Source organism: Pseudomonas sp. P7759 (assembly GCF_013386445.1).
GTDB lineage: Bacteria > Pseudomonadota > Gammaproteobacteria > Pseudomonadales > Pseudomonadaceae > Aquipseudomonas > Aquipseudomonas azotoformans_A.
Map to the genome: position 1 here is coordinate 43785 of NZ_JACART010000049.1, position 14390 is coordinate 58174.

General features: G+C 49.8%; 15 protein-coding genes. All 15 read left to right on the forward strand.

Annotated features, from left to right (window positions below; genetic code table 11):
• The first annotated feature begins 83 nt into the window (after positions 1-83).
• The 15 genes from rpsA (at position 84) to HX823_RS26875 (ending at position 14346) form a co-directional block, all read left to right on the forward strand.
• Complete coding sequence (gene rpsA, locus HX823_RS26805; protein WP_012722933.1) at positions 84-1775, forward strand: 30S ribosomal protein S1; 1692 nt, start codon at positions 84-86, stop codon at positions 1773-1775.
• 163 nt (positions 1776-1938) lie between these two features.
• On the forward strand, positions 1939-2223 hold the full coding sequence (locus HX823_RS26810; protein ID WP_038844484.1) for a lipoprotein: 285 nt from the start codon (positions 1939-1941) through the stop codon (positions 2221-2223).
• A gap of 132 nt (positions 2224-2355) precedes the next feature.
• Positions 2356-2652, forward strand: coding sequence for an integration host factor subunit beta (ihfB, locus tag HX823_RS26815; protein WP_003189779.1), 297 nt, complete (start codon positions 2356-2358; stop codon positions 2650-2652).
• A 24-nt stretch (positions 2653-2676) separates the two neighbouring features.
• Positions 2677-2919, forward strand: coding sequence for a LapA family protein (locus HX823_RS26820; RefSeq protein ID WP_038844486.1), 243 nt, complete (start codon positions 2677-2679; stop codon positions 2917-2919).
• Positions 2920-4085: 1166 nt separating this feature from the next.
• Positions 4086-4490, forward strand: a complete 405-nt coding sequence (locus HX823_RS26825; RefSeq protein ID WP_038844489.1) for an FdtA/QdtA family cupin domain-containing protein — start codon at positions 4086-4088, stop codon at positions 4488-4490.
• Positions 4483-4947, forward strand: coding sequence for an acyltransferase (locus HX823_RS26830; RefSeq protein ID WP_038844490.1), 465 nt, complete (start codon positions 4483-4485; stop codon positions 4945-4947). Before HX823_RS26825 ends, HX823_RS26830 begins: the two co-directional genes overlap by 8 nt.
• Positions 4944-6068, forward strand: a complete 1125-nt coding sequence (locus HX823_RS26835) for a DegT/DnrJ/EryC1/StrS aminotransferase family protein (RefSeq protein WP_177077533.1) — start codon at positions 4944-4946, stop codon at positions 6066-6068. Before HX823_RS26830 ends, HX823_RS26835 begins: the two co-directional genes overlap by 4 nt.
• Before the next feature lie 6 nt (positions 6069-6074).
• Positions 6075-7322, forward strand: coding sequence for an O-antigen translocase (locus tag HX823_RS26840; protein WP_177077535.1), 1248 nt, complete (start codon positions 6075-6077; stop codon positions 7320-7322).
• A complete protein-coding gene (locus tag HX823_RS32090; protein WP_256350272.1) occupies positions 7319-7963 on the forward strand; it encodes an acyltransferase in 645 nt (214 codons plus the stop codon). The genes HX823_RS26840 and HX823_RS32090 overlap by 4 nt, the downstream gene beginning before the upstream one ends.
• A complete protein-coding gene (locus HX823_RS26850) occupies positions 7956-8846 on the forward strand; it encodes a glycosyltransferase (RefSeq protein WP_177077537.1) in 891 nt (296 codons plus the stop codon). The genes HX823_RS32090 and HX823_RS26850 overlap by 8 nt, the downstream gene beginning before the upstream one ends.
• Positions 8847-8903: 57 nt before the next feature.
• The gene (locus tag HX823_RS26855; RefSeq protein ID WP_218170035.1) at positions 8904-10157 is read left to right on the forward strand and encodes a hypothetical protein; all 1254 of its coding nucleotides are present in this window, start codon (positions 8904-8906) and stop codon (positions 10155-10157) included.
• Positions 10154-11095, forward strand: a complete 942-nt coding sequence (locus HX823_RS26860) for an NAD(P)-dependent oxidoreductase (RefSeq protein ID WP_177077541.1) — start codon at positions 10154-10156, stop codon at positions 11093-11095. The genes HX823_RS26855 and HX823_RS26860 overlap by 4 nt, the downstream gene beginning before the upstream one ends.
• Positions 11096-11238: 143 nt before the next feature.
• Entirely contained in the window at positions 11239-12354 is a 1116-nt protein-coding gene (locus tag HX823_RS26865) for a glycosyltransferase family 4 protein (protein ID WP_371317982.1), read from the forward strand.
• Positions 12344-13333, forward strand: coding sequence for an SDR family oxidoreductase (locus HX823_RS26870; RefSeq protein ID WP_038844501.1), 990 nt, complete (start codon positions 12344-12346; stop codon positions 13331-13333). Before HX823_RS26865 ends, HX823_RS26870 begins: the two co-directional genes overlap by 11 nt.
• Positions 13330-14346, forward strand: a complete 1017-nt coding sequence (locus HX823_RS26875; RefSeq protein ID WP_038844503.1) for a glycosyltransferase family 4 protein — start codon at positions 13330-13332, stop codon at positions 14344-14346. The genes HX823_RS26870 and HX823_RS26875 overlap by 4 nt, the downstream gene beginning before the upstream one ends.
• Positions 14347-14390 lie beyond the last annotated feature (44 nt).

Sequence of the window (14390 nt, forward strand, 5' to 3'; positions counted from 1 at the left end):
TGGCTTCTTTTAACTGAAACTGACCCACACCGTCTGGGGTGTGGAGATGGGCGTATTCTTCGCCCTTATCAACAGGAATTAAAATGAGCGAAAGCTTTGCGGAACTCTTTGAAGAAAGCCTAAAAACCCTGAACCTTCAGGCAGGCTCCATCATCACCGGTGTTATCGTTGATATCGATTACCAAGCTCGCTGGGTAACCGTTCACGCTGGTCTGAAGTCTGAAGCTCTGATCCCGCTGGAACAGTTCTACAACGATGCTGGTGATCTGACAATCAATGTCGGTGACGAAGTTCACGTTGCTCTGGACTCGGTTGAAGACGGTTTCGGTGAAACCAAGCTGTCCCGTGAAAAAGCCAAGCGCGCTGAATGCTGGATTGTTCTCGAAGCAGCCTTCGCAGCTGAAGAAGTGGTCAAGGGCGTTATCAACGGTAAGGTTAAAGGCGGCTTCACTGTCGACGTTAACGGCATCCGTGCGTTCCTGCCAGGTTCTTTGGTCGACGTTCGTCCTGTGCGCGACACCACGCACCTGGAAGGCAAAGAACTCGAATTCAAGGTCATCAAACTCGACCAGAAGCGCAACAACGTTGTCGTTTCCCGTCGCAGCGTCCTGGAAGCAGAGAACTCCGCCGAGCGTGAAGCTCTGCTGGAATCCCTGCAGGAAGGCCAACAAGTCAAAGGTATCGTCAAAAACCTCACCGACTACGGCGCATTCGTCGACCTGGGTGGCGTGGATGGCCTGCTGCACATTACCGACATGGCTTGGAAGCGCATCAAGCATCCTTCCGAAATCGTCAACGTTGGCGACGAGATCGATGTCAAGGTTCTGAAATACGATCGCGAGCGCAACCGTGTTTCCCTGGGCCTGAAGCAACTGGGTGAAGATCCATGGGTTGCTATCAAAGCCCGTTACCCAGAAAGCACTCGCGTAACCGCGCGTGTTACCAACCTGACCGACTACGGCTGCTTCGCTGAGCTGGAAGAAGGCGTGGAAGGCCTGGTACACGTTTCCGAAATGGACTGGACCAACAAAAACATCCACCCTTCGAAAGTCGTACAAGTCGGCGACGAAGTGGAAGTTATGGTTCTGGACATCGACGAAGAGCGTCGTCGTATCTCCCTGGGCATCAAGCAGTGCAAATCTAACCCATGGGAAGATTTCTCTGGCCAGTTCAACAAGGGCGATAAAATCTCCGGCACCATCAAGTCGATCACCGATTTCGGTATCTTCATTGGTCTGGACGGCGGCATCGACGGCCTGGTTCACCTGTCCGACATCTCCTGGAACGAAGTGGGCGAAGAAGCTGTTCGTCGTTTCAAGAAGGGCGACGAGCTGGACACCGTTATCCTGTCGGTTGACCCAGAGCGCGAGCGCATCTCCCTGGGTATCAAGCAACTGGAAAGCGACCCGTTCTCTGAATACGTTCAGGACAACGACAAAGGCGCAATCGTTAAAGGCATCGTGAAAGAAGTTGACGCTAAAGGCGCCATCATCACTCTGGCCGACGATATCGAAGCGACTCTGAAAGCCTCCGAAATCAGCCGTGACCGCGTTGAAGACGCGCGCAACGTTCTGAAAGAAGGCCAGGAAGTAGAAGCCAAGATCATCAGCGTTGACCGCAAGAGCCGTGTAATCCAGCTCTCCATCAAGTCGAAAGACGATGCTGAAGAGAAAGAAGCCATCCAAAGCTTGAAAGACAAGCCTTCGGATAGCATCGCTGCTGGTCCTACCACTCTGGGCGACCTGTTGCGTGCACAAATGGAAAAACAGAACTAAGTTCTGTCAGACCATAGAAAAAGGGCGACTTCGGTCGCCCTTTTTTGTGCCTGAAATTCGTTGAATCAACAACTTAGAACCAAGGCGTACAGCTCAGTGTCAGAACTGACTATAGTCTCAAGAAAAAAAGCGTTCTCTTGTTGTAGCTTCAGTAAGGATTTGAATGAACAGGCTTATCGTAATACTCGCCGTGGTAATGCTTGCAGGCTGCTCCACCACCAGCGCCAAGACCCACGCCAAACGCGGCGTGAGCGGCATCGAGATCGATTGCTCAGGGCTGGGCAACAACTGGCAGAAGTGCGAAAAGCGCGCCGCCCGAGAGTGCAAGATGCAAGGCTACAAGGTCATCACCAAGTCCAGTGACGCCAAGGATGAGGAGGGCGACTACCTGTTCGGCTGGAATCCTGCTGGCGCAGTAACGCGGACGATGCTGGTCATCTGCAATTGAGCGTATAGCGCGTGCGATACGGGTGTTTATTCAACCAGCAGATAAGTTTATGCATGGGCTGTTCAAATTCATCAAGTCATGCTAAAACCTTCGAAGCGCTTTTCCTAGCTGCTTGAAAAAGAAGGGAAAAATATGACGAAGTCGGAGTTGATCGAACGAATTGTCACCCATCAAGGGCTGCTCTCATCCAAGGATGTCGAGCTGGCTATCAAGACCATGCTTGAGCAAATGTCCCAGTGTCTAGCAACCGGGGACCGGATCGAGATCCGGGGGTTTGGCAGTTTTTCGCTGCACTACCGCGCGCCGCGGGTAGGGCGGAATCCGAAGACTGGACAGTCCGTCAGCCTTGACGGCAAGTTCGTTCCTCACTTCAAGCCGGGTAAAGAGTTGCGTGATCGGGTGAACGAAGAAGAGGAAGAAGGCGTCTGACTGTTTTTGGGGTAGGAGAAGGTTATGCGTGGGGTTAAGCGCGTTGTACTGGTGCTGATGGTGCTGGTGGTTGCGTTGGTGGTTTTGGCGTTTGTATTAGAGAACCAGCAAGGTGCCTCTTTGTCTTTCTTCGGCTTTGCAACAGGTCAGCTGCCAGTTTCGGTATTTGTGGTTGTGGCATTTATTGTTGGTATGCTCATTGGGCCGCTCTTGAGCGCGGTGGTGTCTAAGCGTCGTCGCGCGTCCGCTTCTACAGCACGTATATAGAGCCTGCTGTTGCGTGATTTGCCGCAATAGTTGGTAAAGTTTCTATCCCGTCTATCAGATAGGTTACCGTCGTTGCGCTGTGTAGCGATGCGGCTGCTTGGCTGAGCAGCAGCGCTAGGGGAGCCGTGCGCGTTAGTCGGTTCTTGTGAGCAGCCATCTATTTTATCCTTACTTGGGCATGTCTTATATGGCTGCCTGGTCGCCTAAGAACTGTCCTGATTGTTATATAGGCAAAAAATTTTCGATGGACACTCTGTGCTTTAAAAAATGAGCGGAGACGCTTGATTTAAAGTTACACCATTAAAATAAAAGAGCATGCGCTGACCTGTACTGCGTAACAAGGCAGTAGTCTTTTGAAAACAGGCTGCCAACTGAGCGCGCGAGCCTTTGAAAGGCTTGCTGGGCACTCTTTGACGCTCATCCCCTCCCTTCCTGATCCTAAAAATAACCCCGCGCTGAGCTTTGCTTTTGGGGTGCGGTTTTCTTATGTTTTGTCTATGCAATGAGTGAGAAATATCTGTAGGTCGGCTCCTGTGGGAGTGGGGGGCTGAGGGCTTTTCGATAGAGCCTTCTGACAGACTCTTTGTGCATGCTGCCGGTTGTCCGTTGGGGAGATCTGCCAGCTTAGCGAAGAACTCTCCGATATCTTGTGTACACAGCGTTTTATCCTCATTTTTCAATGATTCAATGAGCGATCTATTTCGATCCTACGAGTAATTGCAGTGCCTGCGGGGCGTTGATCTGATATTTTCCTAGCTTAATTTTGACGACTGGCCGGTGAGCACCCCCGAGGCCCACGTAAGGCATTTACTCAAGCATCGTGAGTGGTATCCATGACCTGGGATGGCGGCGAAAAAAATGAAAGGTCCTATCCCTGCCATAGCAGGCTACGGATTACTTTATACTTCTCGCAGTTTTCAAGCGCGCTTGCTGGGTGCTTCCGGTGTGTCAGACCTTGGCGGGCGTCATTTTCGACGTTTACCGCGTTGAGCACCATTTAGGTGTCAGTGAGCGAGCAAGACCTTGCTATCCCATGGCCCAGAGCTAGCTGAAGGCCTCTGGCTCGCTGCATGGGTACGTTGCACCAGGGCGCCGTTCCCCAGGCTAGACGTTGAATCAAAAATAAATTTGGCCACCGCACCGGCGTTGGCTGAGGAGAACTCTAAATGAGCCTGATTAATTTAATCGAATTTAATGTCCTGGGAGACGAACGAGGTCAGCTTGTTGTACTCGAGGCTATGAAAAACGTCCCTTTCGACATCAAGCGCGTGTACTACCTGACGGGCACCAAGCCTGAAGTACCGCGCGGCTTTCATGCGCATAAAGAACTGGAGCAGGTGGCGGTCTGCGTGTCCGGAGAATGCTTGATGATCATGGACGACGGGGTGAAAAAAGAAGAGGTGTGGTTGGACTCGCCCAGCAAAGCTATCTTTATTGGCAAGATGATCTGGCACGAAATGCATCGTTTCAGCCCAGATTGCGTTTTGCTAGTGGTCGCCAGTGATTTGTATGATGAAAATGATTACATTCGCTCGTATGCAAAATTTGTCGGGATGATAAACAATGACTAATATTCACCCTCTCGCGGACGTTCAAAGTGAACATGTTGGGCCTACTACACGAGTATGGCAATTTAGCGTTGTATTGAAGGGCGCCATTATTGGAGAGGGCTGCAACCTCTGCGCGCATACTTTAATTGAAGGTGATGTTGTTATTGGGAATAACGTGACCGTGAAGTCCGGCGTATTTTTATGGGCTGGAACGCGCGTTGCGGATGATGTTTTTATTGGTCCGAATGCAACGTTCACCAATGATGTTTCGCCGCGCTCAAAACAGTACCCTGAGCGTTTTGAAGGAATTACGGTCGAGCAGGGGGCGAGCATAGGCGCCAATGCGACTATCTTGCCAGGTATCGTTATCGGTCGTTATGCAATGGTCGGTGCCGGGGCTGTCGTAACAAAAGATGTTCCTGAGTACGCAGTCGTGGTAGGCAACCCAGCCAAAGTCATTAGGTATATGGAAAAATGATCAATTTTCTAGATTTGAAATCCGTGAACGCGGCGCACCACGATGAGCTGGCAGCGGCCTGCGACCGAGTTATTCGATCGGGCTGGTATATCGGTGGCCGTGAGCTCGCAAACTTTGAGACTGAGTTTGCTGAATATTGTGGTTCTAAACATTGTATCGGCGTTGCCAACGGGCTAGATGCTTTGGTCCTGACGATGCGCGCCTGGATGGCTTTGGGCCGCCTCGCGGAGGGCGATGAAGTTATCGTGCCCTCCAATACCTATATCGCAAGTATATTAGCCATTTCGGAAAATCGCCTGACGCCAGTACTGGTTGAACCGGACGTGACAACCTTCAACCTTTGCCCTGCGAACGTCAGGAAGGCGATAACACCCAAGACACGAGCGATATTACCTGTCCATTTATATGGCCAGCTCGCCGACATGCCTCAAATACTCGCGATCGCCGAAGAACACAAACTTCTCGTGTTGGAAGATGCTGCGCAGTCGCACGGTGCCAGTTTCAATGGCAAGAAAGCTGGTAGTTGGGGGCATGCCGCTGGATTCAGCTTTTATCCCGGTAAGAACCTCGGCGCTTTGGGGGATGCGGGGGCAATCACCACTGACGACTCGGAACTCGCCGATACCCTGCGAGCGTTGCGCAATTACGGTTCCCACGAAAAATACAAAAATTTGTATCGCGGGGTTAACAGCCGGCTCGATGAAATCCAAGCAGCGATGCTGTGCGTTAAATTAAAGTATTTGGATGAGCAAACACGACACCGGCGAGAGATCGCTACCCTTTACTCTGAAGGGATTGATAATTTGGCTATCCAGCTACCTTCGACGGGAGGACGTTCAGCTACTGACTTCGAGAATCATGTTTGGCATCTTTTTGTCATCCGTAGCGCGCAGCGTGACGCACTTAAAGAGCATTTGGCAGCGAAAGGGGTCGAGACACTCATCCATTACCCGATTCCTCCGCATCAGCAACCTGCTTACTCTGAGTGGAGCGACCACTCTTACCCCGTCTCCGAGAGTATCCATAATCAAGTACTGAGTCTTCCAATGGGGCCATCGTTGAGCTTGGATGATGCGAGGCTGGTGATTGAAGCGTGCAATAGCTTTTCGGGAAATGGTTGATCGGGAATGACTTTAATCCGAACAAGCCTGCTGAATGCAATTGCCGTGTTCATCAAAATGTTGACCTTGTTGGGCATCAATAAAGTTTTGGCGATCTACGTCGGCCCGAGTGGCTACGCGGCACTTGGGCAGTTTCAGAACGCGGTACAGATGATCACTACCTTTGCCAGTGGTGCCGTTAACACAGGGGTTACCAAATACACGGCGGAATATAAAGATGATGTAGCTGCACAACACCGAGTCTGGCGAACAGCGGGAACCATTGCACTGTCAGGGTCGCTGTTCTTTTCGGTTTTGATTGTCATATTCAACGAGACCCTGGCAATCTGGTTTCTGAAAGATGCCGGTTTTGGTGGTGTGTTCGTTTGGTTTGGTACAACGCTTGTACTGTTCACGCTGAATACGCTGATGCTGGCGATATTGAACGGCAAAAAGGAGATCGGTAAATACGTCATTGCCAATATTGCAGGTAGCTTGTTTTCACTGCTGGTGACGGCATTGATGTCGATGTCATACGGCCTGTACGGCGCGTTGGTCGCGCTGGCTGTATACCAATCTCTCAGCTGTTTCATCACGTTCTTTTTGTGTTTAAAGTCACCATGGTTCAAGTTGTCTTACATGATTGGCACGTTAGACAAAAAGACCACAATCAATTTGTCGAAATTTACAGTAATGGCACTTTCATCAGCCTTGTGCGTGCCAATCAGTCACATATTGGTCCGGAATCACCTTGGTGAGACGTTTGGCTGGCAGTCTGCCGGTTATTGGGAGGCAATGTGGAGGCTCAGTTCGGCTTACCTGATGTTGGTCACCACAACGCTGAGTGTTTATTATTTACCAAAGTTGTCTGAGCTGAAAGAATCCAAAGATATAAAAAATGAGATCCTGCAAGGCTATAAGGTGATTTTCCCGGTTGCTATTGCATGCGGTTTAATTATGTATTTCCTACGCGATTTCATTATTTCCGTTCTGTTTACCTCTGACTTTTTGCCAATGCGCGATTTGTTTGGATGGCAGATGCTAGGTGATGTGCTGAAAATCGCGAGCTGGATCTTGGGTTATGTATTGGCGGCACGGGCGTACTGGAAGATTTTTGTATTTTCAGAACTGTTCTTTGCGTTGCTGTTCTATGTGCTAGTGGTTGTTTTTTCGAGTTTCGAGTTGGAAAGTGCCGTTATAGCGCACGCGGTTACTTATGCGTTGCACTTTTGCTTTATGTTTGCAGTGATGAAAAAGAAGGGGATATTTGCTTGAGCGGCCTATTTAAAAAAATCAGTGCCTACGGCATTGGCCGGCTTCCGGTCTATGTGTTTATCAAAGCATTTCAGTCTTTTCGTATAAAAGTCTATCGCCATCTGTTTTCCGATAATCGGGCGCATACCAAGGGCGTGAAATTCAACCAGCCAGCGCAATTTGTTGGGTTAGGATCAATTGTGTTTGACTCTCAAGTGACGGTGGGCGTCTGGCCATCGCCCTACTTGATGGGGGGCTATGCTTATTTTGAGGCACGAACGGCTACCGCAGAAATTACTGTGGGTGAGGGAACATGTTTCAATAATTCGGCGGTGGTTATAGCTGATCGCGGTAAAGTTGAGATCGGTCGTCGCTGCATGATGGGCAATAATTTTTTTGTTGCTGATTCCGACTTTCATGGGTTGGAAGTAGAAAATAGAACGAACGGTCAATATCAGTGCGCAGATGTCTTCATCGGTGATGACGTATTTTTCGGAAATGATGTCAAAGTGCTTAAAGGTGTGACTATCCACAATGGAGCTGTCATTGGCAGCGGGGCCGTCGTTACCGGCGATGTGCCCGCAGGATGTATATACGCTGGAGTACCTGCCAAGTTTGTCAGACACATTTCCCGACGTGAAGGAGACATCGTTGATGAATAATGATCATGCGTCTAGCCCGTTAGTGACCATGTGCGTACCTGTCTATAATCACGAACATTTTGTGGTGGACAGTGTTAGAAGTATTATTGAGCAGACTTATCAGAATATTGAATTAATTATCATTGATGACGGGTCTACGGATCGCTCGGCAGAAAAAGTCGCAAGTCTGGTTGACGAATGTGAGGCGCGATTTACCCGTTTTCGGTTCGTCTCACGCCCTAACAAAGGTTTGTCAGGAACACTGAATGACGCATTGCAATGGGCGACCGGCACTTATTTTTCTGCGCTGGCGTCAGATGATATTTTGTATCCGACAAAAACCGCAGTACTGGTTAAACACATGATAGAAAATCCGAAGTGTGTTGCTTCATTTGGTTCCGTGTCGCTGATCGACGACCAGGGGATTGAAAGAGGTTTCAGGAAGAGCGCAGGAAAGCATAAATTTGATGAGATTTTCTTGTTGAAGACTGAGTTGCCGGCGCCCGCCAGTATGGTGGTTCTGCAGGCGATCATCGAAGCGGGCAGCTACAATCCAGAGGTCAAGATAGAAGACTGGGATATGTGGATGCGTCTGACGATTGGGAATGATAAATTTGTAGAGGTTCTTCCCGACGTACTCGCGAAGTATCGCATGCACCCTGCCAATACCATGAAACAGCATGATCTAGTGCATGATGGCTTGCTATTGATTGTCAAGCAGCATAAGACTCACCCTCTGTATAATCGTGTCTTGTGTATTTTAAACTGTGTTCGATTCAGGAATTTGGCGACAGGCCGGAAAAAAGAAGCCTTAGGTTTACTCGCCAAACTGCTGATGAATCCTGACAGCTATCGTGAGCCACGGCTATATCAAGGGGTACTGTACTTATTGCTTAAGTGGTGAGCGGGTTGAGTAGTATCCGCTGTTGGGTATTTGTAAGGTTGTGTTGAGTCACTAAGAGTGAAAAATGTGGAAAATGTTCAGGATGGGCTCGTCAATAGAAGCATGCCGATGTGGCGTGCGTTCCTGGTGCTGGTGTTAGTACTGGGGTTTCCGCGAATTTACGGCACGGAAATACCGATGGCGCTGATTCTTGTGCCGTTCTATCTTACGGGCTTCTGTCGTTTTTTTTTCGCGCGAGGTTGGTTTGCTGTTGTTTTTTGTATTTTATTCGCAATTTGGGTGATAGGTGGCGTTCTAGCCTACATGAATGGGGGCGGCGAAAGTCGTGATCTTTTCTTTCATATAGTTGTTTCAGTCAAAGTACTACTAAACTTTTTTTTCGGCTATGTCATTTGTCGCGTCATTCTTGCCAAGCCTTCAGCCCTTATTGCCTGGCTGATATTCCAAATCCTCGTTATCGTGTTCTCGATGCTAAGTCATGGGTTTTATTCGTTCATGCTTGGTTTTATTTCACCACGTTCTGCAGATGTGTTTCAGCATATCTATGGGCTCAGGGCGTTGGGTTTCGGTTTGTTTCATGTTGATGGCGCGCTGACGATTGTACTGGCACTGTTTTTCAGTATTTTGGTATCTGATTCAAAATTTATGAATGGCCTGTTGCTGGTCCTCTTGTTACCCCTGTCGATGGCAGTGGCGAGAAGCGCAGTGGTGGCGTATGCGATTATGAGCGTTTTCAGAAAAGGCTTTTTGTTTAAGTTGATTTTGGTCTTGGCGCTCTTAGTGATGATCTCGCTGAGTTTCTATGTGAACAGTGGACCGCTATTTGAAGCGACTGAAATTTTTCGAAACTTATTCCAGCATGGTGAGCTGAGAAGTCACAGTGTCAACGTGTTATCAGAGATGTACACCCTTCCGAATACTTTGAGTGAGTGGTTGTTCGGCGGCGGGCAGTACTTTTCCGGAAGTGAAAACTCCCTTGAGTTCTATAAAGGCACCGACGTGGGGTACCTCAGAATTCTTTATTTTTCGGGTATAGGCTCAGTGTTTGCTTATATCCTGCTGAATTCCTATTTTTTGCTGGGACTGATTTTTGCCCGTGGCGGCCCTGGCTTTTTCAAAATTCGGCATTTTGCCTTTGCGCTCACCGTTATCTTCCTGATCATCAACTTCAAGGGGTTGCAGGGAATGCCAATTTTCGCCATTGCCCTCTATGTATATGCTGTTGAGTCTCATAGAAAACAACGTTCCGGCCCCATCGTAAGGTCTGGCGAATTGTCTAACGAGCGTTCTGGCGAAAAGGAGGTGAGATGAGAGCGTTGGTATTGGGCGCAAATGGCTTCATCGGTTCCAATCTTGTTCAATACCTTACTGAGCAAGGTGTCCAGGTGAGGGTCTTGACGCGTAAGGGGCTCACACAGGCTAACTCATCGGTTGAAACCGTTATTGGCGATTTGGTTGGAGATGATATCGACTACCCGGCGCTACTTTCTTGCTGCGATGTCATATTCAATTGCGCAGGCGAGATTCATAACGAGCAGTTGATGCATCGGCTCCACGTGGACGCGACGGCTAAGTTTTTGGATGCCGTGGCGGTCGCTTCAGCTCAAGGACAATCGATACGGTGGGTTCAATTGAGCAGTGTCGGAGCCTACGGCCCTTCACGCGCCAAGAGTCGTGTAGTGACTGAGGACATGCCTACGAACCCTGTAGGGACTTATGAAATCACCAAGACGTTGGCGGATGCTTTGATCACAACCCGTGAAATGCCAGAGTCTTTTTCATTTTCCATACTGCGTCCTTCCAATGTGTTTGGACCGACAATGTCTAACAATTCGTTAAGACAACTCGGTCAGATGGTCAAAAAGAGACGTTTTTTCTTCATCGGCTTCTCCCCTGCCACGGCTACCTACATTCATGTTGATGATGTGGTTTGGGCGCTTTATAGATGCGCTACGGACCCACGAGCGAAAGGGCAAATATTCAACCTTTCAAATGATTGCATGATGCCCGAACTCATTGCCGGCATGGCGCGTGCGCAGGGCGTGGCAACGCCTCGCCTGGTAGTACCGGAATTTATGGTACGCGTGGCGGTAGCGCTTGTTTCGCCACTGACCCGTGGTCGGATTACCCAGAAGCGTGTTGATGCCCTGGTGAGCCATACGACTTATTCCGCCAAGAAAGCCGCAGATCTGTTGGATTTTGCGCCCGGCAAGCCTGTCCCGGAAAGTATCGGTGAGCTCTTTGGCTAGCCATTTACTCGCTAACGGCTCATTAATGCGCCCCAGAGCAATTGTGGGTGTGGCAAAATGTACCGTTTTTAACGCAGTCTGCGAGGTGAGAGTTGGCTGACAGAAAATTGCGGGTAGCGCGTGTCTCGACAGTACCTTTTTTCGTGCTTACCCAGTTGAGCTCTCAGATTCAAACGCTTCAGGCGCTGGGAACGGAAATTACGGTAATCGCCAGCGATGACGAATTCGCAGATAAAATGGCTGCTCTTGCTGATGTGGCCTTTACGCCAATAAACATTTCAAGAAATATCAGCCCGCTCAACGATCTGGTCAGTTTGGTGAAGTTGTTTCGCGTGTTCAAGTCAAGTCAATTCGATATCGTCCATTCGACCACGCCCAAAGCGGGTTTGCTATGCGCGATAGCAGCGCTTTTTGCACGTATCCCAGTTCGAATCCATACGTTCACCGGACAGCCTTGGGTGACAATGTCTGGCATGAAGCGCCAGGTCCTGAAGTACTGTGACCGGTTAATTGGTGCCTTGAATACACACTCTTATACGGACAGTGAAAGTCAGCGGCAATTTCTTGTCGATAACAACATTGTCTTTCCCGCAAGGATAAGTGTTCTTGGTAGTGGGTCATTGGCGGGTGTTGATCTGAAACGTTTCAACCGAGACAAGTATACCGAACAGGACAGCCTTTCCTTGAAAAGCCAACTGGGTATTCCGGCGGACGGCAAGGTAATACTATTCGTCGGCCGAATCACCCAAGACAAAGGCATTCAAGAGTTAGTCGATGCTTTTCACAGCATTGCTTTGCATGACGTATCCCTTCATTTGCTTCTGGTGGGGCCTTTTGAAGATAACGGCAAGGCGATTGTGGATTCTGTGAGCAGCAGTGATGTCGCAACGCGCATCCACAGTGTTGGCTTTTCGGACGAACCCGAAAAATACATGGCAATAGCCGACTTGCTCTGCTTACCCAGTTACCGTGAAGGCTTTGGTACGGTTGTTATCGAGGCGGGCGCTATGGCGTTGCCGACCGTTGGAACCGATATTTACGGTCTCTCCGACGCGGTTGTAAACGGCGTCACAGGTGTTCTAGTCCCGCCGAGGGATACGCGATCTCTTGGTGAGGCATTAACACGCTTATTGGTTGACGATGATGCTCGTCTGCGTATGGGGGAAAACGCCAATGCGAGGGCTTGTTCCGAGTTCAGTTCGGCCAAGTGCGCGACGTTATTGTTAGACGATTATAAAAGGCTTTTGAATGAGCGCTGATGGATTGGAGAGGGTCTCTCGCGTAGCGGTGACGGGCGCAAGCGGCTTTGTAGGCGGTGCTTTGATCAAGCTCCTTTCGACGCACAGCAACTTTGACCCGGTGGCTATTTACAGAACTACACCAGAACGACCTCCCCTGGGGTGTGAGACGTTTGTGTGCGGAGAATTGGCTTCAGACACGGATTTCACCGCTGCATTGAAAGGGGCTGATAGCGTTGTTCATTGCGCTGCTCGCGTGCACGTCATGAACGAGCGTGCTGCCGACCCCATGGCTGAATTCAGGCTGGCAAATGTGGCGGCAACTCACAACCTTGCCAGGCAGGCGGCGAAATGTGGTGTAAGACGTTTTGTCTTCATCAGCTCCATCAAGGTCAATGGTGAGTCGACTCAATCGGGTCAGCCTTACCGAGCAGATGATGTGCCTATGCCTGCTGACGCTTATGGCGTCTCTAAGATGGAGGCGGAGGAAGGACTGAGAAATATTGCCGCTGAAACAGGCATGGATGTCGTTATCATTCGGCCCGTGCTTGTATATGGACCCGGAGTGAAGGCTAACTTTTTCAATATGATAAAGTTGTTGGACAGGGGCGTTGTACTCCCGTTCGGTGCAATCAATAACAAACGCAGCTTGGTGTCTCTTTATAATCTCGTGGATTTGATAAGCGTTTGTCTCACGCATCCCGCCGCTGCTAATCAGACGTTTTTGGTCAGTGATGGTCAGGATGTGTCGACTACGCAGTTGCTCAGGAAGATGGCGGAAGCACTTCGGTGCCGTGCACGGTTGTTACCCGTCCCTAGCAGCTTGCTTGTTGCTGCCGCCAGGTTGCTGAACAAAAAGTCGTTGTCTCAACGCCTGTGCGGGAACTTGCAGGTTGATATTGAGAAGAACCGCGAATTATTGGGATGGACACCTCCGATGTCCGTTGAACAAGGTTTTGCATTGACCGCGGAGCACTTCCAGGGGCATACGGAAAAATGATATTGGCTATAATTTTAGTGTTTCTCACATCATTTTTGCTGACTGCGATGTTACGTAAATATGCTTTGTCGCGAAGTATGATAGATGTCCCCAATGCACGCAGCTCTCATTCGATCCCGACGCCTCGGGGCGGCGGTTTGGCGATCGTCATCACCGTGATGCTATCACTGGTCGGTCTCTACCTTACGGGCGCAATCGAGTTTGCGGTGTTTGCCTCTTTATTTTTTGCAGGTGGTCTTGTCGCCATTATTGGTTTTATGGATGACCATGGCCATATCGCTGCGCGCTGGCGTCTAATGGGGCACTTTTGCGCTGCAGCAATTGTGCTTTTCTGGACTGGCGGATTGCCGATTATTGATTTTTTCGGGACGCCTCTGAACCTGCATTACGCGGGCTACGTGTTCGGCTCACTCTACCTGGTGTGGATGCTCAATCTATACAATTTCATGGACGGAATTGACGGGCTGGCGAGTATCGAGGCAATTTGTGCGTGTTTAGGCATGTGTGTTGTTTACCTCATTGCCGGGCACACCAGCCTGATTCAGGTGAATATGCTGTTTGCATTTGCCGTGGCGGGTTTTTTGTACTGGAATTTCCCCTCCGCAAAAATTTTCATGGGCGATGCTGGCAGTGGCTTCATAGGTATAGTGCTCGCCGGGCTTTCTGTTCACGCTGCATGGTTGTCCGCAGATCTCCTATGGTGCTGGCTCATCCTTCTCGGCGTGTTCATTGTCGATGCCACAGTTACCTTGTTACGTCGACTGCTACGCGGTGCACGTGTCTATGAAGCTCACCGCAGTCATGCCTATCAATATGCATCGCGCCTAGTGGGGCGACATGCTCCAGTGACCTTGACCGTGTGTCTAATCAACGTGTTTTGGCTGCTACCACTCGCGGTTTGTGTCGCATACTCGCTGTTGAGCGGAGCGGCGGCATTGGTTGTAGCTTATATTCCCTTGATTATTTTGGCTGTTCGCTTTCGTGCAGGCGAAACAGAAGGGCCGCGCTCCTGAAAAATCCTGAGCTGGCTTTTTTTCACACACCGTTTTGATGAGCG